The organism is uncultured Pelagimonas sp. (assembly GCF_947498515.1).
In the GTDB taxonomy this organism is placed as follows: domain Bacteria; phylum Pseudomonadota; class Alphaproteobacteria; order Rhodobacterales; family Rhodobacteraceae; genus Pelagimonas.
Map to the genome: position 1 here is coordinate 57810 of NZ_CANMKO010000001.1, position 24687 is coordinate 82496.

21 protein-coding genes are annotated in these 24687 nt (G+C 56.2%); 8 read left to right on the forward strand and 13 right to left on the reverse strand.

Annotated features, from left to right (window positions below; all coding sequences use genetic code 11):
* Nucleotides 1-334 precede the first annotated feature (334 nt).
* Nucleotides 335-793, forward strand: coding sequence for an NUDIX hydrolase (locus Q1A43_RS00385; RefSeq protein ID WP_299925207.1), 459 nt, complete (start codon nt 335-337; stop codon nt 791-793).
* A gap of 2 nt (nt 794-795) precedes the next feature.
* Here the strand turns inward: Q1A43_RS00385 and Q1A43_RS00390 are convergent, their stop codons facing one another.
* From Q1A43_RS00390 to Q1A43_RS00405, 4 genes are all read right to left on the reverse strand, one after another.
* A complete protein-coding gene (locus Q1A43_RS00390; protein WP_299931643.1) occupies nt 796-2103 on the reverse strand; it encodes a cytochrome c peroxidase in 1308 nt (435 codons plus the stop codon).
* 182 nt (nt 2104-2285) lie between these two features.
* Nucleotides 2286-2783 carry a flavin reductase family protein gene (locus Q1A43_RS00395; protein ID WP_299931645.1) on the reverse strand — a complete coding sequence of 166 codons (498 nt, stop codon included), beginning with the start codon at nt 2781-2783 and terminating at the stop codon, nt 2286-2288.
* Nucleotides 2784-2808: 25 nt separating this feature from the next.
* Nucleotides 2809-3696 carry an aldo/keto reductase gene (locus Q1A43_RS00400; protein WP_299931647.1) on the reverse strand — a complete coding sequence of 296 codons (888 nt, stop codon included), beginning with the start codon at nt 3694-3696 and terminating at the stop codon, nt 2809-2811.
* Nucleotides 3697-3819: 123 nt separating this feature from the next.
* Nucleotides 3820-4974 (reverse strand): LLM class flavin-dependent oxidoreductase, encoded by a 1155-nt coding sequence (locus tag Q1A43_RS00405; RefSeq protein WP_299925219.1) that lies wholly within the window; start codon nt 4972-4974, stop codon nt 3820-3822.
* A gap of 85 nt (nt 4975-5059) precedes the next feature.
* Between Q1A43_RS00405 and Q1A43_RS00410 the strand changes: the two genes are divergently transcribed.
* The 6 genes from Q1A43_RS00410 to Q1A43_RS00435 all read left to right on the forward strand — a co-directional run bounded on the left by Q1A43_RS00410 (nt 5060) and on the right by Q1A43_RS00435 (nt 15948).
* Nucleotides 5060-5761 (forward strand): GntR family transcriptional regulator, encoded by a 702-nt coding sequence (locus Q1A43_RS00410; RefSeq protein ID WP_299925222.1) that lies wholly within the window; start codon nt 5060-5062, stop codon nt 5759-5761.
* Nucleotides 5762-5774: 13 nt separating this feature from the next.
* A complete protein-coding gene (locus tag Q1A43_RS00415; RefSeq protein WP_299931649.1) occupies nt 5775-6866 on the forward strand; it encodes a Gfo/Idh/MocA family oxidoreductase in 1092 nt (363 codons plus the stop codon).
* 194 nt (nt 6867-7060) lie between these two features.
* Nucleotides 7061-11146: an Ig-like domain-containing protein gene (locus tag Q1A43_RS00420; protein ID WP_299931651.1), complete on the forward strand. Its 4086-nt coding sequence runs from the start codon at nt 7061-7063 to the stop codon at nt 11144-11146.
* Nucleotides 11147-11264: 118 nt separating this feature from the next.
* Entirely contained in the window at nt 11265-12554 is a 1290-nt protein-coding gene (locus Q1A43_RS00425; RefSeq protein WP_299931653.1) for a TolC family protein, read from the forward strand.
* 20 nt (nt 12555-12574) lie between these two features.
* Nucleotides 12575-14767, forward strand: coding sequence for an ATP-binding cassette domain-containing protein (locus tag Q1A43_RS00430; RefSeq protein ID WP_299931655.1), 2193 nt, complete (start codon nt 12575-12577; stop codon nt 14765-14767).
* Nucleotides 14767-15948 (forward strand): HlyD family efflux transporter periplasmic adaptor subunit, encoded by a 1182-nt coding sequence (locus Q1A43_RS00435; RefSeq protein WP_299925238.1) that lies wholly within the window; start codon nt 14767-14769, stop codon nt 15946-15948. Before Q1A43_RS00430 ends, Q1A43_RS00435 begins: the two co-directional genes overlap by 1 nt.
* 55 nt (nt 15949-16003) lie before the next feature.
* On the opposite strand, the gene dtd is transcribed toward Q1A43_RS00435, so the two are convergent.
* Both dtd and Q1A43_RS00445 read right to left on the reverse strand, forming a co-directional pair.
* Nucleotides 16004-16447 (reverse strand): D-aminoacyl-tRNA deacylase, encoded by a 444-nt coding sequence (dtd, locus tag Q1A43_RS00440; protein WP_299931657.1) that lies wholly within the window; start codon nt 16445-16447, stop codon nt 16004-16006.
* 13 nt (nt 16448-16460) lie between these two features.
* A complete protein-coding gene (locus Q1A43_RS00445; protein WP_299931659.1) occupies nt 16461-17582 on the reverse strand; it encodes a TFIIB-type zinc finger domain-containing protein in 1122 nt (373 codons plus the stop codon).
* A 195-nt stretch (nt 17583-17777) separates the two neighbouring features.
* Here Q1A43_RS00445 and Q1A43_RS00450 point away from each other — a divergent pair, with 195 nt between their 5' ends.
* Nucleotides 17778-17939: a hypothetical protein gene (locus Q1A43_RS00450; protein WP_299925247.1), complete on the forward strand. Its 162-nt coding sequence runs from the start codon at nt 17778-17780 to the stop codon at nt 17937-17939.
* Between the two features lie 29 nt (nt 17940-17968).
* On the opposite strand, the gene Q1A43_RS00455 is transcribed toward Q1A43_RS00450, so the two are convergent.
* From Q1A43_RS00455 to Q1A43_RS00485, 7 genes are all read right to left on the reverse strand, one after another.
* Entirely contained in the window at nt 17969-19075 is a 1107-nt protein-coding gene (locus Q1A43_RS00455; protein WP_299931660.1) for an SPFH domain-containing protein, read from the reverse strand.
* Nucleotides 19076-19418: 343 nt separating this feature from the next.
* Nucleotides 19419-20348: a DUF2927 domain-containing protein gene (locus tag Q1A43_RS00460; RefSeq protein ID WP_299925496.1), complete on the reverse strand. Its 930-nt coding sequence runs from the start codon at nt 20346-20348 to the stop codon at nt 19419-19421.
* A 53-nt stretch (nt 20349-20401) separates the two neighbouring features.
* Nucleotides 20402-21598 carry a toxic anion resistance protein gene (locus tag Q1A43_RS00465; RefSeq protein WP_299925252.1) on the reverse strand — a complete coding sequence of 399 codons (1197 nt, stop codon included), beginning with the start codon at nt 21596-21598 and terminating at the stop codon, nt 20402-20404.
* Between the two features lie 27 nt (nt 21599-21625).
* Complete coding sequence (locus Q1A43_RS00470) at nt 21626-22513, reverse strand: 5-bromo-4-chloroindolyl phosphate hydrolysis family protein (RefSeq protein ID WP_299931662.1); 888 nt, start codon at nt 22511-22513, stop codon at nt 21626-21628.
* Nucleotides 22514-22700: 187 nt separating this feature from the next.
* Nucleotides 22701-23531 (reverse strand): hypothetical protein, encoded by an 831-nt coding sequence (locus Q1A43_RS00475; RefSeq protein ID WP_299931663.1) that lies wholly within the window; start codon nt 23529-23531, stop codon nt 22701-22703.
* Between the two features lie 11 nt (nt 23532-23542).
* Nucleotides 23543-23746 (reverse strand): hypothetical protein, encoded by a 204-nt coding sequence (locus tag Q1A43_RS00480; protein ID WP_299931664.1) that lies wholly within the window; start codon nt 23744-23746, stop codon nt 23543-23545.
* Between the two features lie 69 nt (nt 23747-23815).
* The gene (locus Q1A43_RS00485; protein ID WP_299931665.1) at nt 23816-24685 is read right to left on the reverse strand and encodes a pseudouridine synthase; all 870 of its coding nucleotides are present in this window, start codon (nt 24683-24685) and stop codon (nt 23816-23818) included.
* Nucleotides 24686-24687 lie beyond the last annotated feature (2 nt).

Consider the following 24687-nt stretch of genomic DNA (forward strand, 5'->3'; position numbering starts at 1 on the left):
CTTGCATCCCGCGCTATATGTTTCACTGATCACTTGTCGGGATTTTTGTGGCCGGGACTTAAAAGCTTATCCGGCTGGTAGTGCCAATTTAGCTCAGCCGAGATCGCGCGTGGTGCGATGGGCCATTCCTGTACGCATGCACAGACAAACGCATTGTTGCGGTGTCACAGAGTTGGTCGAAACGTGACTGAAATGCGCTACATGCGGTGCGTTGTTCTGCTTGAAACGCTACAATTTGGGTCAAAAAGGGCCATGTTAACAAAAATTTCACCTGTTTAGCCTGTAAAAGTCATAAATCAGGCGTTATGTACTCAACGCGCGAATGAGGACGAGTATGGCTAAAAAAGGCGAACAAATCGCTGCTTTACCCTTGAGATGGGACGAAGACGGCAAGTTAGAAGTGTTAATGGTTACCTCGCGCGGGACGGGGCGCTGGATTGTGCCCAAGGGTTGGGAAATGGATAACACCAAACCCTGGAAGGCCGCGTCGATCGAAGCGTTGGAAGAGGCGGGCATCAAAGGCCGAATTAGCCGCGATGTGATCGGAACCTATAAATACAACAAGGTGTTAGACAACGGCAAACCCTTGCCTTGTGTCGTGCGGGTTTACCCAATGATCGTTGAAAAGCTGAAGCGCGATTGGAAAGAACGCAAACAGCGGACCCGCCGTTGGTTTACCCCCAAAGCGGCGGCGCGGCGTGTTCAGGAAAAGCAATTGGCAAAGATGTTGCGGTCTCTGGATCGCAAGCCGCGCAAGCAGCCTGTGATCCGAGAATTGCTCAAGGCATCTTGACGTTAATCGACCGGCAAGCCGCTTGGCACGGTGTCGGGGCGGCCCATTGGCAGCGCTTCTGCGCTTGCGCCGGTCAGGGTATGCAAGAAGGCCTCGATATCGGAAATGTCAGCGTCGCTAAGCGAGACCTTGGTGGTGTCGAGATTGGCCAATAGACGCTGCATTTCGTTCTGGTCTGACATGACTTTGAAATCCGCATCCTGAAGCCAGGCGACCTTGGGGAGACTGGCCATATCCGGCGTCCAATCTGCGAGTGATCCTTCGGGGTTGGCCATGTGTCGGATCATGTCGCGCAGGGTCGGAAAGGCCCCGTTGTGGCCATAGGGGCCGGTTAGCGCGATGTTGCGAAGGGATGGTGTGCGGAATTTGTAGGCGTCATCGGGATCGCCGGTGGTTTCCATACGTCCGATATCGCGTTGCCCGTCGATGCGTCCGGGGCCAAAAGCCGGCACGCCAACAGAATGAAAATCCTGATCTGAAAAGAGCGGGCCATTGTGACATTGTGCGCATCCCGCCTCCCCAAAGAAGAGCTGACGACCGCGTTCTGCGTCTGCAGGCAACGGCGTTCCGGCGGTTAGGTAGGTGTCATAGGGGCTGTCAAAGCTTTGCCATTCAGTGCCGATAAACGCGGCCAACGCGTTGGCGATTTCGACAATTGTGATGTCTTGGGCCGCGGCGACATGCGGAAAGGCTTTGGCAAAATGTGGCTCATATTCAGGGGTGTTGCGCACCCGATTGGCGACCGCTTCCCAGCCATGATCAATTCGCTCTTCAAAGGCGGCTCCGACCGGGTTTTCGGAGGCAATTCCGGCCATTTCGGCGTCTGAACTCATCGGGAATAGCGCCTGCGCCGCAAGGATCGAGTTTAATCCGTGAGGGAGGCGCGCCTCGGCCGGTGTCTCAAAACGGCCGCCCTTTGCGTCTGTAACCTCGACGCGACCATCATGAAACAGCACGCGCACGTCGCGGTGCCCCAAGTTCCACAGGGCCGGGGCATTGCGCGGAATCCGTGATGCGATTTTGGTCTCACCGCTGCCGGGGTTGCGATTTGGCCCTAGCCCTTCGCCCCCTTCGCCGATGCCAAGGCTAACGCCGTCGGTTCCGCCGAGCGTATGATGGTGACAGGTGCCGCAGCTGATGTTTTGATTGCCCGACAGGATTTTATCGTAAAACAAAAGCTGCCCCAGCGCGGCCTGCTTTGGATCAAAATTGATGAAATCCGATTTGGACATGGTGTCGGCATTGGCCGAAGATGTGGCCATGACACAGGCCGTTGCCAGAGAAATGGAAAGCCGGGAAAGAATACGCATAGGGTTACCCTTGGGCTGGTCACGAAAATGTTATCTGCAATTCTTTCAGACTGCCCAAGCCAGCGCCACCTGACAAGTAGCGGATTCCTCTATTGTTTACGCGAGGATAGCAAAAGGCACGCGCAACAATGGGATGTTGCGCGCGGGTATTGTTTCCACAATGGCGAAAATGATGATTCGTCTCATTGGGGCGCAAAGCCGCCGTATTGCCCGCCAAAGAACATCAATGGATCCCCGGTGCGGGTCGCCACTTCGATCACTTTGGCCACGATAATGGAATGATCACCGCCGTCGTGCGTGGCGTGCGTTTGGCATTCAAAACGCGACAGGCAATTGTTGATCAGGGGAACGCCACGCGGGCTGTTTTCCCAATCCAGCCCATCAAATGCGTCACCCGACCGGGCAAAGCCCTGACAGATGTCCTTTTGCTCCTCCGCAATCACATGGATCGCAAAATGTTCAGCGGACATGAAAAACGGATAGCGTGACGACCCTTTGGCCGGCGACCAAAGCACCAAGGCCGGGTCAAGCGAGACGCTGGCAAAGCTATTGGCGGTGATCCCGAGCGGCCCGGTTGGGGTCGCACAGGTGATCACGGTCACACCGGTGCCAAACCGCCCCAGCGCATCGCGAAAGGCACGTGGGTCGGACTGGGCCGGATCAAATCGGGTGGTTTGCATCGTCACGTTCTTCGCTTTCTCTGGATCAGGCGACTTCGTGGCCAAGCGCTTCTGTATAAAGCGCAAACCAAGTCTGGCGATCCATTTCTACTTTGGCAGCATCACCGATCTGTTTGATCCGGTCCAGATTGTTGGTGCCTAGAACCGGCAGAATGCTTGCAGGGTGGGCCAAAAGCCACGCAACCGCGACGGCAGCCTCATCCACTCCCTGTGCGGCACCGATTTCGGCAAGCTTGCTGCGCAATCCGGCGTTGTCGGTATCAAACAAGGCACCGCCACCAAGCGGCGACCAAGCCATCGGTGCAATGCCGAGGCGCTGGAGATGCGCCAAATCGCCGTTTGTGAATGCATCGTGGCACAGCAGGCTCATTTCAATCTGGTTGGTGACCAGTTTGGTTTTCATGCCTGATTGCAGCAGGTCCCAATCATAGGGGCGGAAGTTTGACACGCCAACGGCGCGAACCTTGCCGCTTGCTACAACATCATCCAGCGCAGCACTGGTTTCATTGTGATCCATAAGAGGGTCGGGGCGGTGAATGAGCAAGAGATCAATGTGATCGATTTTCATCAGGCGCAGCGAATGGTCAACCGAGGCCATGATATGGGCGCGGCTGGTGTCGTAATACTTGACCGGCGCATCGCTATAGCGGCCCATCGGCGCGACGATGTCGCATTTGGTGACGATCTCGATCTGGTTGCGTAGCTCGGGTGTCAAAGCGTTGCCAAGGATTTCCTCGGCCTCGTAACCGCCATAAATGTCGGCCTGATCCATTGTGGTGATGCCCTGATCAAGGCAGGCGGAAATCTTGTTCTGGATGTGGGCGGCGCTGGTGTCTGCGTCATCGCCAATACGCCACATGCCATAAACGAGGCGGCTCATGTCCAGCGCGTCATTGAGTTTGATACGATCCATTTTGATCTCCGTCAGGCCGGGCGAGGCGCGGCAGCCATTTCAAAAGTTACCTAAATTAAAGGTGCTTGGGCGATATCGCTTTGAAAGGAAGGGTTCAACAGCGACATCACCAAAGCGATCGGGTTAGCGGCGTGGACCTGCCGCCAAAGGTGTGGCCGGGGCCGATGTTGGCACCCGTCCATAGGCTTGGGGGAGCGAGCAAGTCTTCATCTGAGGAAGGACCTTTTCGCCAAAATGCTTGCACTCATCCATGTGCGGATAGCCCGACAAGATAAAGGCGCGCATGCCCATTTTCTGATACTCTTCCAGCTTGCTCAGAACCTGATCGGTTGAGCCAACAAGCGCCGCGCCACAGCCGGATCGCGCCCGTCCAACACCGGTCCAAAGGTTCGGCTCAACAAAGCCTTCCATATCCGCGAGTTCGCGGTTTTTGGCCTGATGGGAGACGCCAAGAGAGGTGGAATCCAAGGCGCGGTCGCGAATTTCCGTACCTTTATCGTCGTCTAGCTTGCTGACGATGTGCTGGGCGTATTCGCGGGCTTCGGCTTCGGTGTCGCGCACGATGCAGTGCACCCGCAAGCCATAATCAAGCGTGCGACCATAGCGTTCGGCGACGGCATTCACCGCTTTCATGCGTTCCGCAAGCTGGTCTTTGGGTTCGGGCCACATCAGGTAAACGTCGCAATGCTGGCCGCAAAGCTCAAGCGCATCAGGGCTATAGCCGCCAAAATAGAGCAAAGGCCCACCGGTTTGATAAGGCACCACCGGGTCAGTCCCGAGTTCGGCAAAATCATACACGTCGCCCTTGTGGTTGATTTTGTCTTGGGTCCAGGCCTGTTTCAAAATCTCAACCACTTCGCGGGAGCGTTGATAGCGAAAACTGCTCTCTTCTTTTTGACCGGGAAAGTCAGAAGAAATGATGTTCACCGTTAGGCGCCCTTCGAGCATGTGGTCGAGCGTGGCAAGCGTGCGGGCCAGCATGATGGGCTGCATCTCACCACAGCGCACGGCGGCCAGCATGTTGATCTTGTCAGTAATCGGCGCGCATCCGGCAACAAAGCTGAGGGTGTCTTGGCCGACTTGATAGGAGGATGGGCACAGGATATTGCGAAACCCTTGTGCTTCGGCCTCTTTGACGATGCCCGAACAATGCGCCCAGCTTGAGCGTAGCTTGCCATCCGGCACGCCAAGGAATTCGTAGTCGTCCGAGCACAGCGCTGCGAACCATGAAACTTCTGCCGCGTCCAGATCGGGGGACGTGATGGGTACGATTGTCATTAAGGTGCACCTCCCATGCATTTTCTCTTGCGTAGCATCCGATTCTGAGTAAATCAATGGTGGATCAATTTTGGAATACCGCCTGATGAGAGACCGCCATTCCCTGCCGCTTTACCTTCAGATCAGTGAAATGCTGATCCGTGAAATCAATGCTGGCCGATTGGCCGAAGGGGAACGGCTTCCACCCGAACGGGAATATGCGGCGCAGCTTGGGACCTCGGTTGGCACGTTGCGCAAGTCATTGGCAGATTTGACGAAAAAGGGTATGCTTGAGCGCATTCAAGGGTCTGGAAACTATGTGCGCGCCCAAAGCGACGTGCAGTCAGTGTATACGTTTTTCCGGGTCGAGCTCCATGAGGGGGGGGGCTTGCCCACTGCGGAATTGTTGTCGGTGGATCGCGTGACAAAGCCAGATGACCTTCCAGAGTTTGGGGCAAGTGATGAGGCGCATCGCATTCGGCGTTTGCGTCGCCTGAACGGCAAACCGGCGGTCGTCGAGGAAATCTGGCTGGACGCGTCTTATACGAGCGAAGTGTCCGAGGGTGATCTTTCGGAATCGCTTTACCTTTATTACCGCGAAAAGCTGGGTCTATGGATAAAATCAGCCGAAGACCGGTTCTCTGTGTCCGAAGTTCCTGACTGGGCCCCGGACAGCTATGGCCTTGCGCCCGGCACGCCAACGGTTTTGGCGACACGGGTCAGCCTCGCAAATGATGGCAGCCGGGTCGAGGTTTCGCGCGGCTGGATCGATACAAACGTGGCCACCTACGTGTCGCGACTAAAATAAGACAGGGAAGAGAATGACTAAGATCATCAACTATGGCGTCATCGGCTGCGGCATGATGGGGCAAGAGCACTTGCGCAATATCGCCCTGTTGGATGGTGCGCGTGTGCAGGCGATTTTTGAACCTGACGCTGGAATGGCAGACAAGGCCGGTGCGATTGTGCCGGACGCTGTGTTTTACGCTTCGGTTGGTGATCTTTTGGCGGATGACGCCTTGGATTGCCTGTTGGTGGTAAGCCCCAATTACCTGCATGTGGAGCAGCTCGAAGAAATCGCCCGCACGCGTCCCTTGCCACTTTTGATGGAAAAGCCGCTCTATACCGACCCGGATCACGCCGCGCGGATCGACGCGGTCAAAGCATCCTATCCTGCCCCGATTTGGGTCGCGATGGAGTATCGCTATATGCCGCCAGTGGCTAAGTTTCTGGACGAGCTAGAAAGCGCCACGGGCGGTGTTAAAATGCTCACCATCCGCGAACACCGCTTCCCGTTTTTGACAAAGGTTGGGGATTGGAACCGCTTCAACGCCAAAACCGGCGGGACGTTGGTCGAGAAATGTTGTCACTTCTTTGATCTGATGCGGGTGGCGTTGCGGTCCGATCCGGTGCGGGTCATGGCCAGCGCTGGGCAGGCGGTTAATCATATTGGCGAAACCTATGACGGTGCCGACTCCGATATTTGGGACAGTGGCTATGTGATTGTCGATTTTGCCAATGGCACGCGGGCCATGTTGGAACTGTGCATGTTTGCAGAAGGCTCTCGTTATCAAGAAGAGCTGAGTGCCGTGGGGCCAAAAGGCAAAATCGAAGCTTTGGTTCCGGGGCCAGGGCGATTTTGGCCAGAGCATTTGGGCGAACCACCGGTGTCGCAGGTGATCGTGAGCCCGCGGGCACCAAAGGGGCCTGTTGCTCTGGAAATTCCGGTCGAAGAGGCGCTTTTGGAGGCAGGGGATCACAACGGATCGACCTTCTATCAGCATCAGAACTTTTTGGCCGTGGTGCGTGGTGAAAAGCCCGTAGATGTCACCCTAAGCGATGGAGCATGGGCGGTGCGCATTGGCCACGCGGCCCAAAAATCCGCCGAGACGGGGGCTTGCGTTAACCTTTGACCCGGCGGGAATGCCGCTTTTTTGCCACAGCTTTGCGCCCAATTCGTGCCGATTCGCCCTCTAACCCCAAGATTTTGCTACCTCCCCCATATTCCTTCTAGCGCGTTTCAGGGAATTGCGTTAAAAGATGGGCAGAGCAAAAAAAAGTGACCATAAAAAAACAAACGGTCACGTAGAGGTAGAGCGGTGTTATCATGAGCGCGATCGATTTCGTGGTGCGCACCCGTGCGGGTGCGATTGAGCGTGGTTCTGTTGGTGGTGGTGACGAGGATTTTCTCGTCAATGCCCAGGGCGGACAGGACATTTCCTTGAATTTGAGTCAATCTGACTTGCGTGGGTACGACCGCGCGGCAGATGATTTGTTGATTACTCTGGCAGATGGTCGGGTAATCGTGCTTGAGGGCTATTTTTCGGACAGCGGCGATGGAAGCCGTCTGTTCCTCAGCTCCGGCGGCGAGCTGAACCAAGTGAGTTTTGTAGAGGCCGACGGTGGTGCGTTGTTTGCGCAATACGGGCCGACCGAAACATGGGGCAAATGGAGCCCGACCGAAGAGTTGATCTTTGTTGATGATCCTCAGGTCGCGCTTGACGGCACCCTTCCTTATGATCCTGAAGGTGAAGAAGTCTCGATGCTTGGCGCTGGTCTCTTGGGGGCTGCGGGTGCTGGCATGAGCGGAATTGGCGCCGCTGGTCTTGGGACCGCGGCATTGATTGCCGGTGCTGGCTCAGGTGGTGGTGGCGGCGGAGGCGGTAGTGATGACCCTATCGTTCCGACTGTTGATGACCCTGACAATAGCTATGACATCGGTGGCGGCGACGATCCGGCGATCACAATCACTGGAACCGGCGAACCGGGGTCCGATGTTGTCGTGACAATCGGCGAAGAAGAAGTCACAACCCAAATCGGTGAAGACGGAACATGGGAAGCTATATTCACCGGGGAAGATTTCCCTGCGGACGGCATCTATAACGACATCCCAGTCGTTGTGACCAATCCCGACGGCGACGTTACCAACCTTGACGGGCCATCCTTCGAAATTGATACGACACCTCCGGCACTAGAAGCCACGGAAGGCACCGTTTCGTTGGGCGATTTGTTCAACGGCGAAGACCATCAGGACGGTGTTGAAATCTCGGGGTCGGCCGAAGCTGGTTCTTCTCTGACAATCGCCATCGGCGAGTACAGCGAGACAGTTGTTGTTGGCGAAGATGGCAGCTGGTCCTTTACCTTTGATGCGACGGTACTGCCTGCGGGTGAATACACCCAAGACGTGGTGATCACCGCGACCGATAGTTTCGGCAATTCGACGGTTATTAACGAACAAATTCAGATCGATACGGTTAACGAAGTCACCTTGGGCAATGCGCCTTTGACCGGTGACGACATGATCAATGCGGGCGAATATGCGGCGGGTGTGACCCTGACCGGTACAAGCCAAGCGGGATCAACCGTTGAGGTGACCATCGAAGGGCAGATGCAGTCTGTGACCGTAGATGGCGATGGCAACTGGAGCGTGACATTCGACAGCTCGATGTTGGCCGAAGGCACCTACAGCACCACAGCTCAGATCGTTTCGACCGACATTTCGGGCAACGTTGTGACCATGTCGCACACGTTCAATGTCGACACCGAAGCCGGTGTGACAGTTGATACCTCGACAGTGGCCGCAGATGGCATTGTCAACGCTGTTGAACATGGCGGCACGGTGACTGTTGGCGGTACGGGCGAAGCCGGTTCGTCGATCGAAGTCGCAATCAACGGCAACACGTGGTCAACCACGGTTGGTGATGACGGCACTTGGTCTGTGGACATTGGCGCGGGCTTCTTGCCAGCGGGCACCACGGTTGCGGACGTTTCCGTGACCTCCACCGATTTGGCCGGGAACATTTCTACGGCGTCTGGTGGCATCAACATCGACACCCAAAACGACATCGCCATGGCGACCGGCAACGTAGAGGGTGACGGAACCGTCAACGCTGCGGAACGGGCCGATGGTGTGGTTCTAAACGGTGTTGGCGAAGCGGGTGCCGCGATCGAAGTCACCGTTGGTGGCACAGTGTTGACCACTGTTGTCGATGCCTCCGGTAGCTGGAGCGTCACAATTCCGGCGGACAATGTGCCGACCGGCACCACCACAATGGATGTAACCGCGGTCTCCACCGATGCGGCGGGCAACGTTGCAACGGCGACCGGAACGATCAATATCGACACCGAAACCAATGTCTCGGTGATGACGGCCAATGTCGAAGGTGAAGGCGTCGTAAACGCGGCAGAACGCTCTGACGGTGTTGTCCTGACCGGCCAAGCCGAAGCAGGTGCCTCGGTTCAAGTGACAATGGGCAGTGTGACACACACGGCGGTTGTTGCCTCGGACGGTAGCTGGACCGCGAATTTTGCGGCCTCTGACTTGCCCACTGGTGAAACCACTTTGGACGTAACCGCGGTCTCTACCGATGCCGCCGGTAACACGGCGACGGCAACGGGCACCGTTGATGTCGATACGCTGGTCCGTGACTTTGACTTCACATCGACCCCCGGTGGGGCCGATGGTGTGATCAATGCCGAAGAGGCCTCGCAAGGGCTAACCCTGACCGGCACAACCGAGCCGGGCGGCACCGTTGATGTGACGCTGGACGGTGTAACCGTTCCGGCAACGGTTGCAGCTGATGGCAGCTGGTCCGCCAGCTTCTCGGCGGCGCAATTGCCAAGCGGCGACCGCACGGTCACCATGACGGCGGTTTCTACCGATCTGGCCGGCAACTCGGACACGATCTCTCAGCAGGTTCGCGTTGATACAGACGCAGGGTTGCTCACCATCTCGCCGGCTCCGGTCGAAGGGGATGACATGGTCAACTTTGCCGAAGCGTCGGATGGTGTGGTCCTGACCGGAACATCGACACCGTTCCAATCGGTTGATGTGACCATGAACGGCGTGACCCACACGGTCACAACCGATGCCAGCGGTATCTGGACGGCACCTTTTGCCGCTAGCGAAATTGCACCGGGCACCTACACGGCCGATATCACCGCAACGATCACCGACAGCGCAGGTAACACGCTTACCCGCACCGACAGTGTTGATGTTGATACCGAAGTTCTGAACTTTGGCGTTAGCAGCGACCCGGTTGAGGGCGACAATGTTATCAACGCTGACGAGGCGTCGGATGGCTTTACACTGGCGGGCACAACAGAACCCGGAGGCACCGTTGCTGTGACCTTCAATGGGGTGACACGTGCGGCGACGGTTGATGGCGATGGCAACTGGTCTGTGGATTTCTCGGTAAGCGAAATCCCAGCGGGTGAGCATGCGACAAGCGCGTTGATCCAGACAACGGATGTTGCGGGTAACACAGCCGAAACCACCACCAATTTTGACATCGATACCGAGGTCAACCGCCTCAATGTGTCGACTGATCCCACCACGCGCGATGACATTGTCAACGCAGAAGAGGCGGCTCAGGGCTTTGAAATGAGTGGTCAGGTCGAAGTTGGATCGACGGTTGTTGTGACCTTTGGTGGCGTTGCACACACCGCGACGGTTAACTCAAATGGTGGCTGGACTGTGGACATTCCTCCCGGCTCGATCTTGCCGGGCACTGGTCCTCAGATCGCAACGGTTGAAGCCACGGACCTTGCTGGCAACACCCGCACTGTGACCGAAACCATCAATGTTGATACCGAAGCCCCCGGCGAACTTGCTTGGGAAGGCTATGGCCGCAACCATGAAGGTGTCGACCAAATCCGGACCGAAATCAGCGATGATACCGTTGAAATCGGGCGCGTCATTGGTGGCGAAGGTTCAAGCCCGAGCGTTGTCGGCGTTGCCTTGGAAAGCCAAGTTGATGTTGATGCTCTGGATCTGACATTCCATAGCTTCTCGGACGCTGTTCCGGATGGATCGCACTTGGTTCTTACTTCGACGGATGGCGCAGGCAACGTGTCGAGCTCCTATCTGGTGACGGATGATCTGGCGACGTCCGAAGTGACGATGACCGACGATTTGGCATCGACCTTGTCCGGCTTCAACATCGAAACAATCGATTTGCAGTTCGCCGAGGATAGCCATCTGACCATCACAGAAGCCCAGCTGACGGCCTTGTCGTCCAACTCGGACACTCTGGTTGTTCATGGTGGGGTTGACGATAGCGTTACGATCACCGGTGCTCAGGCGGCCGGTACGCAGACCGAAGGTGGCGAGACCTACAACGTCTTTACCTTGGGTGATGCAACTCTGTTGATTGACGACGACATCACCAACGTGTCGACTAACGTCGTTTAAGTACCAGTATAAAACGTCCAGAGGCCCGGCTGAACCGGGCCCTGGATCCCGAAATTATAAAAATTAATCGCGCCGATACGGGGGCACGACTATGAGTATGAGCAGGCGGAGCCTGGGCTTGATCATCGCTGTTGCGATGCTGCCCGGATGCATGAAAGATATGGGTGAGGGCGCAGTCTCTCGCTTCAAAGGGGCTGAGCCGGATGCGGTGGCCCCAGCTGGCAAACCCAAGAAAGCGGTTGTCCGGGCCTCGGATTCATCCGAGATCATACGGGCATTGCAGGGCCGACCATCGGTCTTGATCTCGGGAACGCCCTATAACCGCGTGGCCGATGCCGTGATCGCATCCGATGCCCGCGTGGCCGAAGCCGAGTTGCGGGTTGCGCGATTGCGAGAGCAAGCGGCCAAATACAACTGGCTTCCCTCCATCGGTCCCAACGTTTCATTGAACTCGCTTGGCGAATTTGTCACCGATCTGGTGATCAATCAGGTGATCTTTGACAACGGGCGCAAGAAAGCCGAGCGTGATCTCGCCAAAGCCAATGTTGAAATCGCCGCCGTAACCCTTGTTGAAGATGGCAATCAGCGGGTTCACGACGCCTTGTCCCTTTACCTCAAGGCCGAGCAAAACAGGGACGTCTCAAGCCATCTGGCCATTGCGATCAAGGATATGAGCCAATTCGAATGGGTCATGCAGCAGCGCGTAAATGGCGGCGTATCGGATATGTCCGACCTCAATGTATTGCAGCAAAAACTGTCGTCGATGCAGGCCCGATCCTCTGAGGCACAAGAAGCCACCGTAACCGCCATGGCGGAGCTGAACGCCATGTCGGCCCGTCAGCTAAACGACCTGCGCGGGATTGGCGGATTGCGGTCCGATAGCGGCGCTGAGGCGCTTGGTGTGTTGCGCTCAAAAGGCGAACAGGAACGTGCCATTGCCGAAGCCAAGATCAGCCGGGCGCAGCATTTGCCGGGTTTGTTTGTCAACGCCAAGGGCGGTCAAAGCGGGCCGGATATCGGGGCGACGATCTCGACAGATACTCTGTTTAGCCTAGGCACAATGGCCGAGTTCGAAGCCCTTGAAGTGACCAAGGAAACTGCCGCCCGCCGGGTCGAAGAAGCCCGCGAAGATGCCGCGCGCGATATTGCGGCACAGTCGCGTCAGCTTGAATCCTACCGCCGACAAGCAATTGAGGCCACGACCTTGACCAAGCGGGCCAAGGAGAACCTCGACCTGTTCCAGGCGCAATATGACGGCGGTCAAAGACAAGTAATGGATGTAGTTGGTGTGTACGAGACTTATGCAATGGCGCTGGAGCGTGAAATCGATCTGAAATACAAGGCGGCGCGAGCCGAACTTGAACTGGCGCGCTTGCGCGGCGGTTTGGCCGAAGGGGCGCAGATTTGACCTCGCCTCAGATCCTCCGCATGGCAGATCGCGCCAAAGACGCGATGTTGCGGGCCGTTCCCACCGGCACGGGCATCGGCGCTGCACGCAAATCGCGTTACTCTGACAAGGCGGAATCGCGCGCTGATATGATCTTGATGCTGGCCAGCCGCCTTGGTGTGGACGCCCGCAAGCATGACATCCTCGAAGCTTTGGTGCGTGAGGCCGGATGTGATGACAGTTATGATGAGGTCGCGCTAAAGGCCGGGCTAGAAGCCGCTGGGTTGATCGCCGAGCTTGAAGAGCCGGACAGCTTGGTTCCAACCCTGTGGCCTGCCATTGCCTTGATGAGCAACGGTCAGACCGTCTTGGTGCTTGGTCAACAAGATGGCGGTCTAACCATCTATGACGAAAGCGGCACCGACCGTCGCTCCGAAGTGGCCATCGCCGAGTTTGGGCCATTTTTCTCGGGTCGGTTGGTTCGCGCTGAGGCTCCGGTCAAGGTTCTTTCGGAAACTCATGCCAAGTTAGACGAGAACATCCATTGGTTTTGGGGCGAATTTCGCCGCTTTTCGCGCCATTTCAGCGAAGTCGCCTTGGGGTCTTTTGTTGCCAACCTGTTGGCCGTGTCTGTGGCGCTGTTTTCGCTACAGGTTTATGACCGGGTAATCCCGCATCAATCCGAAGCGACCCTTTGGGTCCTGGCCGCTGGTGCTGGTTTGGCGTTGTTGCTTGAGGCCTTCCTCAAGGTCGCCCGCTCGCAGTTGCTCGATGGGGCAGGGCGCCAGATCGAGTTGGGGGTGCAGAAAACCCTAATGCAACGCTTGCTGGGCATGCGCTCTGATCTCGTTGGCCGTTCACCGTCTCAGCTGTTCTCTGCGATGCGTGAATTTGGCTCGGTCCGTGAATTCTTTACCGCTTCGACGGTAGGGGCCTTGGCCGACATTCCGTTTATCTTCGTCTTTCTCGCCCTTGTCTGGTCGATCGCCGGGTCGGTTGTCTGGGTCTTGATCGCCGGGGGCATCATGATGGTGGTGCCTGGCTTCTTGATGCAAAAGAAAATGATCCGCCTTACGCAGGAAATGCAGGGCGCATCCTCCAAACAATCCCGTCTGCTCCAAGAAGTGGTGGTTGAGCTCGATACGATCAAAACCCAACGCGCCGAAGACCGGTTTGAGCGGACATGGGAAGAGCTGACCGCTGTCCAAGCTTTGAAATCTTCCGAACAACGTAAACTTGCGGCGTCCCTGACGTTTTGGAGCCAAGGCGTTCAGCAGGCCACCTATGTCGGCGCGGTCATCACCGGGACATACCTTGTGTTTGCGGGTGAATTCACCGTCGGGTCGATCATCGCCGTTGGTATCCTGTCGTCGCGCACCCTGGCCCCTTTGACGCAGCTGTCGGGTATCATGGCGCGCTGGGGCAATGTCAAAAGCGCGCTGGACGGGTTGGACGCGATTGCCCATGTCGATTGTGACCGCTCGACCGAACGGACCTATTTACGCCGCGAAAAACTAAACGGTGAATATGAGCTGCGCGACGCCAGCTATCACTATGACCCCGAAGGGTCCCCCGTTCTGGATTTGCAGGCGCTCAAAATCCAACAGGGTCAGGTTTTGGCCATCCTTGGGGCCAATGGATCGGGCAAATCGACCCTGTTGAAAATGCTGACCGGGCTCTATGCGCCAACATCGGGCAAGCTTTTGATTGATGGCACCGAGATGTCGCAGATCGAACCGCGTGATTTACGCCGGACCATTGGCTATCTGGGCCAAGACGTCCGTCTGTTTCATGGGACGCTGCGCGACAATCTCAACCTCAATATGATGGAGCGCAATGACGAACGTCTGTTCGAAGCGCTGGATTTTGCCGGGTTGGGGCAATTCGTCAAAAGCCATCCCAAGGGGCTTGATCTGGAAATCCGTGATGGTGGCGAAGGCCTTTCGGTTGGCCAACGTCAAAGCATCGGCTGGGCCCGGCTTTGGCTTCAGGATCCGGACATTTGCCTTTTGGATGAGCCGACGGCGGCCCTTGATCAAACGCTTGAAAAGACGCTGATTTCACGGCTGGAAACATGGTTACAAGGCCGTACAGCCGTGATTGCGACACACCGGGTGCCAATCTTGTCTTTGGCATCTCGCACGATGATTTTGGCAAATGGCCGTATGGCAATTGATGGCCCGCGCGATCAGGTTCTTGATCACCTGCGCACGGCCGGACAGGGGGCTGCATAATGGCTGTGTCTTCGACCAATCTTGCAGCACAGCTGCAAAAGGACATGAATGGCCCGTCCATGACAATTTGGCTCTGCGCCATTTCGGTCTGGGCCTTTGTAATCTGGGCATCCTTTGCCTGGGTCGACGAAATTGTGCGTGCAGAGGGGGAGATCATCTCTTCGTCACGGCCCCAGATCATCCAAAACCTCGAAGGCGGCATTCTCTCTGAATTGCTAGTCAAAGAGGGGGATGAAGTCTTGCGCGGCGATGTGCTTGCGCGGCTGCACGGGACCCAATTCAAAAGCTCGGTTGATGACCTGAGCGACCAAATCACCGCCCTCGAGGTCCGCCGCCTGCGGCTCGAGGCCGAACTGGCGGGGGCGTCGACTTTTGACGTCCCCGCATCTTTGGCGATGCGTTCGCCGCAGATGGTCGCGTCTGAAGAAGCATTGCTTTATGCGCGCTACACAGACTTCATCAGCCGAAGTTCAGGTGCGCGCCGGGTTTTGGATCAGGCCCAGAGCGAGCTTGATTTGATGGAAAACCTTTTGGACAAAAAGGTTGTTGCTTTGATCGAAGTGACACGAGCCCGCAAAGCCCAGGCCGACGCCAAGAAGCTATATGATGAGATTGTCACGCAGACGGAATTGAGCCGGGCCGAAGAGTATTCGGACACGCTCAAAGAGCTGGCTACACTGCAGCAAAACCTAAAGGCGTCACAGGATCAGTTGAACCGGACCGTGCTGACGTCTCCGATGCACGGCATCGTCAACAACTTGAGCGTCACCACAATTGGTGGGGTTGTCCGTCCCGGCGAAGAGATTTTGCAAATCATTCCGGTGGACGAAGAGCTGTTTGTCGAAGCGCAGGTCAAACCGGAAAACATCGCGAATATCCGTCCGGGTCAAGAGACAACGATCAAATTGACGGCCTATGATTATACCATCTACGGGACCCTCAAAGGGCGTGTGGATGTGATCTCGGCGGATACCTACAAAGATGAACGCCGTCCGGAGACGGAGGCGCATTACAAAGTGTCAATTCGGGTTGATATGTCGTCGATGACCGACCGTCAGGCGGCGATGGAAATTCGCCCTGGCATGTTGGCTCAGGCCGAGTTGCACACCGGTGAAAAGACGGTTTTGCAGTATCTTCTCAAGCCGTTGTATAAATCGCGTGAGGCGTTCCGGGAGCCGTAAGGCTCCCAAATTTCGTCGACGAAATTTGCAAAACCCGTGCACGGGTTTTGGTCGCTCACGCCTCGTTGTCCATCCAAATGGTCACCGGACCGTCGTTCAATAGGCTGACTTTCATATCGGCCCCAAATTGGCCTTTCGCGATGGGGAGGCCTTGGGCGGCGATCTGCTTGGCGAAGTATTCATACATCGCTTCGCCGTCCACTGGGGCCGCGGCGGATGAAAAGCCTGGGCGATTTCCACGCGATGTATCGGCGGCAAGCGTGAACTGGCTAACAACCAATACGCTTCCGCCAATGTCTTTGACCGACCGGTTCATGCGCCCGTCATCGTCTTTGAAAACCCGCAATTTGGCAATTTTGGCGGCCAGTTTGTCGGCCTGAGCTTCGGTGTCGCCCTGCATCGCGCAGACAAGCACCAGTAGACCCGGCCCAATCTCGCCAATGGTCTCCCCGTCAACCTCAACGCGGGCTTCGGAAACCCGTTGCAACAATGCGCGCATATCATTTGCCTTCTTATTGGTTCATGGCGACGACGTAGCCAATACCGGCGGCGACCAGAAGCCCCAACACAACAGCAAAGGTGATCTTCCATGCTGACCAAGGGCGCTCGCCTTTGACCCGCCCCGTGCGCCCGTTGACAACAAACCGGTAACTATTGCCGCGATATTTGTAGGCCGCCATCCAGACCGGCAGCAGCACGTGTTTGAAGGTCACATCAGACACATGTGTGTCGAGCCCTTGGATGCGCTGTCGATCACCACCGATGTCGAATTTCACATCGCGGCGAATTTGGCGATCCATTATGGCGCGGGCTTCGTCAAAGCCAACATCCAGGTCAATTTGATAACCTTCGGCCCGAAATCCAGCAAGGAATTCAGGCCGGTAAGGTTCCATAGCGCTTAAATCCCACGGCTCTAGCGCGTCGGTGTATTTCTTGGGCAAGGCTTTGGAGGCCAAAACCAACACATCGTCGAAAAAGCGCGCCACGCGTCCAGACACCGGGGTCCAGCGGATTTTTTGTACCCTTTCCTGTCGGGTTTCCCCGTCACGTGTCACGGTCCTTGTCTCGTAATAAATCGTACCGCGCTCGCCACGATAAGCGGATTTTGTATCGGCATCATAGGTCCAATAGGGCACGTAGATACCGTTCATTTTACGTCCCTTTCGGGCGTATTCCTGCAATCCATTTGGTGCAAACCATAACCGCCCCAACCAGTCATTCATGGCGTCATGCGCGGTCTTTTCATCCAAAGCAAAGGGCAAGAGGCCCTTGGGTTTGATGTGCCTGTGTTCCCCTGTATCCGTGACCACAGGTGTCGCGCAGAACGGACATTCGGAGGCGTGTAGATCAGGGTCGAATTCTACTTCGGCGGCGCAATTGGGGCATTTCGATACGCGGGTTTCTTCCATGTCTTGCAAGGGGAGCAAGTTGTTTATCGCGGCCTTGAAATCAAGCTCGCGTATGCCGCCCTCCCAAGGGCCTGTCTCGGTGACTTGGGCGGTATGGCCGCAAAAATCACAAACCATTTGCCCAGCATCGGGGTCAAAGCGAAAATCTGCGCCGCATTGATCACAGGGAAATCGGTGTTCCTCCGTCGGTGTCTCCGGCGGTGAAGGCGCAGAAATATCAGGCATTTGAACTCTTAATCTTCGGTTAAGGATCGTTGGCACACATTACGCTCAATGCATTTGAAGTGGGAGTCCTTGATGTCAACAAAACCGAGATAGACGCAAAAGTTGCGAAAGCTTGGTTCGCGCATTCCCAATGGTAGGTAAAGTTTAGACTCGCCGTGCAATTTGAGGCGGTGCCCGAGCTCTGACCTTGCGAGTGTGTCGGAATTTCAGACTGTCCAAAAGGCGCACAGCCACGTTCACAAAGAGGCAGGGCGCATAGCTGGCATGGTCAAAGCCCGTGATATGGCACCTGCCGGTATCGAACTAGATGGGCCTGCTTACGCTATGGCGACCGACATGCTTAAAAAGCCTTGGTAAACCTACGTAAACAAGCCCAATCTTAGGTGTTAGCCCATGGGCGGCGGCGGCGGGGGCATGACTGTAAAGAGTTGAGCAAGCTCCTGTACATCACCGGCCTTTTTCCATCCGTCTTGACCGGGGGTCCAGACATGGGTGTCGCGAGAGAGTTCGCCCGTGGTTGTCATGCGACCAAGATCAGCTTTGGAAAACGGGCCAGTTGTCTGTCCATTCACCGCCAAGTGCCAAACATGTTCAACAGGCGGAGGAGGAGGGGCCATTCCCGGCGCAGGTTGCTGCCCGGCTGGGACCATACCACCGGCCATTTGGTTGGCCATGTTCATGCCCATACCAGCACCAAACCCCATGCCCATGGATTGATCCATGGCGCCACCTTGGCCCATGGCCTCGGCTGCCTTGTATTTCATATGGTCGTCAAGGTTGCCGGTGATCCCGCGCGAGGTGCGGGTGTCCATGGCTTTCTCGACTTCCGGCGGAAGCGAGATGTTTTCGATATAAAGCTCAGGCAGCTCAAGACCGTATTGCGCTATGGTGCCACTAATGGCTTGGGCAATAAGCTTGCCAACGTCACCGGTATTTGCCGCCATATCCAGAACCGGAATGCCGGATTTGGTGATCGACTGGCTGAATTCCTGAACAATGATATTGCGAATTTGAAAGCTGATCTCGTCCATGGTGAATTCACCATCGGTGCCAACGATCTCTTTGAGGAACAGCGCCGGATCGGCCACTTTGACCGAATAGGTGCCAAAGGCCCGGATGCGGGTCGGCCCAAATTCAGGATCACGCAACATGATCGGGTTCTTGGTGCCCCATTTCAGATCAGTGAACCGGTTGGTGTTCACAAAATAGATTTCTGATTTGAACGGCGAATTAAACCCATGATCCCAATGCTGAAGGGATGTCATGATGGGCATGTTGTTGGTTTCCAACATATAAAGCCCGGGCGTAAAGACGTCGGCCAATTGGCCTTCGTGGATAAAGACGGCGGCCTGACCTTCACGAACGGTTAGTTTGGCCCCATATTTGATCTCATGGCCTTCGCGTTCAAAACGATAGACCAATGTATCGCGCGTATCGTCCACCCAGTGAATAACGTCGATAAACTGGCCGGAAAGAAAATCGAAAATGCCCATAAAACTCGGTCCCTTCTGGGTCGTTGATGAGCAAAAGATAACCATTCACGTCGTGAGTTTCTACAGTCACATGCGGAAACTCATGGGGGAAAAGGCTGATTAATGTGCCAGTTTTCCGCCTATGGCCCAGAATTTGACGCGCGATAGTCGGCGGATAGGTGGCGGAAAACAAGGGAGGGAGGCTTTTGCGTGGTCGCCGTTCGCTATAGGTGTCCGCCTCTCCAAAGTCAGAGGTACCCATATATCTAGTCGATGATAATTCAGTTGGCGAAACAGGTATGCTTGTCCCTGACCGGAGGATACTTAAAGCGAAGGTTTTGCTTTGAGCAACGGGCGCGGAGCCCTAGTTGACCAACGTCGCCGCACGCTCAATAACCACCGGCCGCGCCTGATCTCGCGTCATGCCGGGACGTAGGCGCGGATCATACAGGATTTTCAGCAGCATTTCATCATGCGTGGTCAGCAGGGCGAATTCGTCATCATCATTGAAAATCGACGGGCGCGCCCGCGGATCATCGTTGCCCAACCCCAAACCTTGGGCGATTTCCTCGTGAATACAGGAACGGCGCAAGAGGTCTGGATGTTCGGACCGGATAATCGCAATGGCTTGACCATAGTCGTACCCGTTGATCGTGTCAGAAAACGCCACAACCAGACAATGGATCGAGCGCGGCAAATCATCGAACACGCGAAGCGCCGAGGGTGTCACATCGGGAACCAATTGTTGAATCCGAGGGGCGATTTTTGAGGTGTCGTCCTCTGACATGAACAACACATGAAAGTTCGGGTCCTGCGCGCTCATTTGGATTGGGTGGCCGGTGATCCGGGCCAAACGCGCCGCGTAGGCCGCAACGCGGGCTTGGTCTTCGGCGATCTGATCTTTGGGAACGCCGGCTCCAAATTCGGTCACCATCCGGATCGGTTTGGTCCATTTCTTGACCGCGCTGGGCGTACCAGAGGACGGAGTTAACCCAGCTCCGCGTTCATATTCTTCAGCAAGCGCGATTTGTTCGAAATTGCGGATCAACATAGTGTCGGTGAACGCCGTATCCGGGCCACCGCCATCTGTGCGCAATAAGCCGCGAACGAGAAGGTCGTTCTGCACCCGTGCGTAGTAATCCATCAACTCTTTGCTGGCCGCCGAGGGGCCAGTGGGGCGCGCAGGTTGAACAGGCGCTGGTGGAGGCGGGACCAAGCCGGTTGGTCGCACCGCCGGTGTCACAGAGGTTTTGCGTGGCGCAAGCGTTGAAGCGTCACAGCCCACAAGGGCCATGACGCCAATCAAAGCCGCCGAGGCGGCAAATGTCTTGCGCCAGCGCAACTGGATCAGGCCGGAACCGCAGTCGCAGCGTTGTCACCAACACCGTCTTTGCGCGCTTTGGCCGAGGCCAAGGTGTCGCGGAGTTCCGCTTCCATTTTCTTGAGCTCTTCTTCGGCGGCGGCACGGCGTGCTTTGCCCTCGTCGGCGATTTGAAGGCTCTCTTGGATGGTGCCAATCAGATCGGCATTGGCCTGTTTGACCGCTTCGATGTCAAATACACCACGCTCCATCTCCTCGCGGATCATCTTGTTGCTTTCGCGCAGGTTGGATGCGTTCGAGGTCAACAATTCGTTGGTCAGGTCATTGGCTTCACGCACCGCGGCGGCAGCTTGGGCCGAGCGCTGGATGGTGACGGCCTGAGCCAGTTGGGTTTCCCAAAGCGGCACGGTGTTGACCAAGGTCGAGTTGATTTTGGTGACCAGCGATTTGTCGTTTTCCTGAACCAAACGGATCGAAGGCAGCGATTGCATCGTGACCTGACGGGTCAGTTTTAGATCGTGGACGCGGCGTTCCAGATCATCACGCGCGGCGCGCAAATCGCGCAATTGTTGCGCCACCATGACCTGATCGTTTTCGTCAGCCGCCTGAACCTCGGCCTCTTTGGCCGGAATGTCGACGGTATCCAAAACGTTCAGTTTTTCCTGACCTGCAGAAATATACAGTGCCAGCTCGTCATAAAATTGCAGGGTCTTTTCATAGAGAAGATCAAGCGATTTGATGTCCTTCAAAAGCGTGTGCTCATGCTTGAGAAGGCTGTCGGTGATCTTGTCGATCTGACCCTGAACCGTTTCGAAACGGGCGGTGAATTTGGCAAAGGGCGCGGCGCGACCCAGCAGTTTTTCCCACCATGTTTGTTTGCGACGCACGTCCAATTCGGAAACCGAAAAACCGCGAATGGTGGTGACCATGTCACGTAGGCCGTCACCCGCGGGGCCGACGTCTTTGTTGCGCACATCGGTCAACATCGCCTGAGAAATCTCTTGCAACTCGGCCTGAGCCGCCGAGCCAAAGGATACGATCGAGTTGGTGTCACCCATGTCGATCTCATCCATACGTGTGCGAATTTCTTCGCCCACTTCTGGCGCGGCTTGGGCCAATGGCACAACGGCGTTCGCCTCACCTGGCTCTGGCAGGATCACTGCGTTGACTTCTTCGACCAAGGCCAGCGCCTCTTCGGCTTGCTTACGAACATTCTCAGACATGGGATCCCCCGTTTTAAATTCCGCCTTTTACAGGCGTACACCCTCGCGCTGCAGCCGTTCGCGCAGCACATCTATTTCAATCGCCAAATCGGCGTTATTATCTAAAAGAAGCGTCTCGGTCTTCTTGCCAAAACTTTCTTCCAAATCGGTCAAAAGCATCATGAAATCGCTGCGCGCCTGACGGTCTTCATTGCGCGCATAGATATCGGAAAACTTAACCGCCGCGTCCTTGGCACCCATTAGATAAACGCCGAGATACTTCTTGGCGGCGGTCAGGTCGCGCGGATCTTCTTCGACGGTCCGGATCATTTCACGGACCTTGATTTGGAACCGCTCAACACGGGCTTCGACCTTGCGATCACCGGCGCGTTTAACGGCGTCGGTCATCGCATCAAGATGGGCCTCGGCCTCATCCACAACGCGCGCAACACGGTCTTGCTGAAAGGTGTCGATGCCTTCCATGCCCTTGTCTTTGAGCGGGTCAAGGCCAAAGGCCCCTAGGTGCAACACGCCAGCGGCGCTGCCAAAGATCATCGGCGCAACAATGCCGGGTTCGGTACTATAAGCGGCAATGGCGGCCCCGATGCCGGTTAGAACCGCAGCGGCAATTTTGCGCGGAAATCCGGGGCGACGGGCCACTTTGCGTTCGTTATAGGCGGCTTCGGCCTCCAAACCTTCGCGCAAAAGCCACGCCCCAAGGATCAACGCGCCCGCGCCAACAAGGCCGACAGCCAAGCCAACGGCCCCGTCGTTGATCGACGTCGCAGCCAAAATGATCGGCGGAATGAACATCACGTTCGACCGCGCCCCAACCGGGCTTACCTTGGCTTTGTGATACGCGCCCTTGGCTGGCACGTCATCTATAGGATCGTCTGATCCGTCGGGGCTAAATTGCCCACCAAATCGTTGTGCCATTTCAAAGGCCCCCTAGCCAGCCAGTGGAGAGGCCGAACAAGAGGACGATCAACAAAATATAACTAAGCTTTTGCAAGCCGCTTCCGGACATGGAACCCCCCGGTTGTGTCTGGTTTCGCCTTGTAACTTAGGGATAAAGTATCGTGCTTGCTAGGGGGAACTGGCCCGTTTGAGCGTCAGACCGGCATCACGCCGCCGATTCTCGGGGCATCCTGTCCAAAAGAAGGTCAGCTTCGAGATCAAATGCATCGCGGCCGCTTCGTTGACTGCCTTCGCGAGCATGGGTTTCAAAGCTTTCGCTGAGAACATCCAGCTTGAGGATAAAACGCTTGCGCGCGAAGAGATAGTTATCCTCATGCCACGACCTTTCTAGGCGGTCCGTTTCAGCCCGCAAAATTTCAGTGAATTTGGTCACCAATTTGCTGATTCTGGCTAGGTCTCGTGGATCGGTTCCAAAGCTGCGCATGAGGCCCATAACCATGGCACGTGTTGCATCCGCCTTGAGGGTCAAATCGGCGTCGTCCAAATGCGCAATGCGATCGGTGATTTGCGACAAGCTATCATCGGCTTGATCCCAAGCATGTTCGGCGGCGATCCGATTGAGAAGTTCAGGGTTGTCGGCCCCTTTGTCCGCCAATGGATCCACGCCAAAGGCGGTCAAGCTTAGGCCCGTTGCGACCAAACCGACAAAGGACGGTGCAACGAGTGTTGGGAAATGATGTCCGGCAAGGATGAACACGACAATGCCAATCAAGGCAGAGCCGATAACTTTGCGCGGGAGTTTCGGGGCCGTTGCGACCTGTGCCAAATCATAAGCCCGTTGAAGTTCCTGACCGCGGGAAATCAGCCGTAAAGCCACAGAGAACAGGCCCATTTCAAGCAACGCCGTGGCAACACCGCTCAGAGACCCCTGGAATATCCATAAAACAAGGGGAAACGCCGCCAAAAACATGACGTTTAGGCCGGAATCAAAGACTGGCGCATCAGATGGGCGCTGGTGTCGTCTCAAATCACGCATAAAACCCTCCATCAAAAACAGCTCAGGGCGAAGATCATGAACCACAAGGCAGCAAAGGCCAAACGTGGCATGAGCTGTCCTTCTGAATGGGCGCGAAACGTCGAATGGGCCAGCGCGTCATAGGTGTCGCGCGCGAGCATCCGAAGATTGCCGAGGATCAGAAACAGTGTGGCGAGCAGAGTCGCAAGGGCAAGAACTGTGGTCAACATACCCATAGTGATGCGCTCGAATCCGGGCGAAATCTGGGCAGGATACGGGTAACTTCGAGAAACGTTAATCCGAGCTTAACGGCTTCGCTTTGGACGTGTGGCCTTGCCTTTGGGCGCTTTTGCGTTTGGTTTGAAGGTTTTAGGTCTTGCTGTGGTGCTTGGCTTGCGGGTGCGGGATACGGCGCGTTTGGCCGTTCCTGTGGGTTGCTCGGTGGCAAGCCCCAATTGGTCACGCACAATCTTGCGCCGCACTTCTTCAACGGCCCCATCCTTGAGCTGGCCAAGTTGGAAAGGACCATACGAGATGCGGATCAAACGGTTCACGTACAACCCAATGTCATTCATCGCGCGGCGGATTTCGCGGTTTTTTCCCTCGCGGAGGCCGACCGTTAGCCAAGCGTTGGCCCCTTGCTGGCGGTCGATTGTGACGGTCATCGGCTGAAAGCGCTGACCATCGACGACAATCCCCTTGCGAAGCGGTTCCAGAACCTCATCCGTTGGGCGGCCATTTATCCGGACACGATACCGACGCAACCAGCCGGTCGACGGCAGCTCGAGCTTGCGTTTCACCCCGCCGTCATTGGTCAGCAACAGCAACCCTTCGGAATTCAGGTCAAGACGGCCAACGCTCATGACGCGGGGCATGTCTTCGGGCAGGTCGTCATAAATCGTCGGGCGGCCCTGTTCGTCTTTGGTTGTTGTCACCAAACCGGTGGGTTTGTGATACAGCCACAGGCGCGGTTCTTCGGGTTCCGCCAACTCGTTGCCATCGACAACAATGCGATCGGCTTCGGTGACGTTTAGGGCCGCGCGGGTGATCACCTCGCCGTTGACCTCCACCAACCCGGCTTCGATCATCTTTTCGGCGTCACGGCGGCTGGCAATACCGGCGCGGGCGATAACCTTGGCGATACGGTCGCCCTTTGGGGTGTCGGAAGCTGTCATGT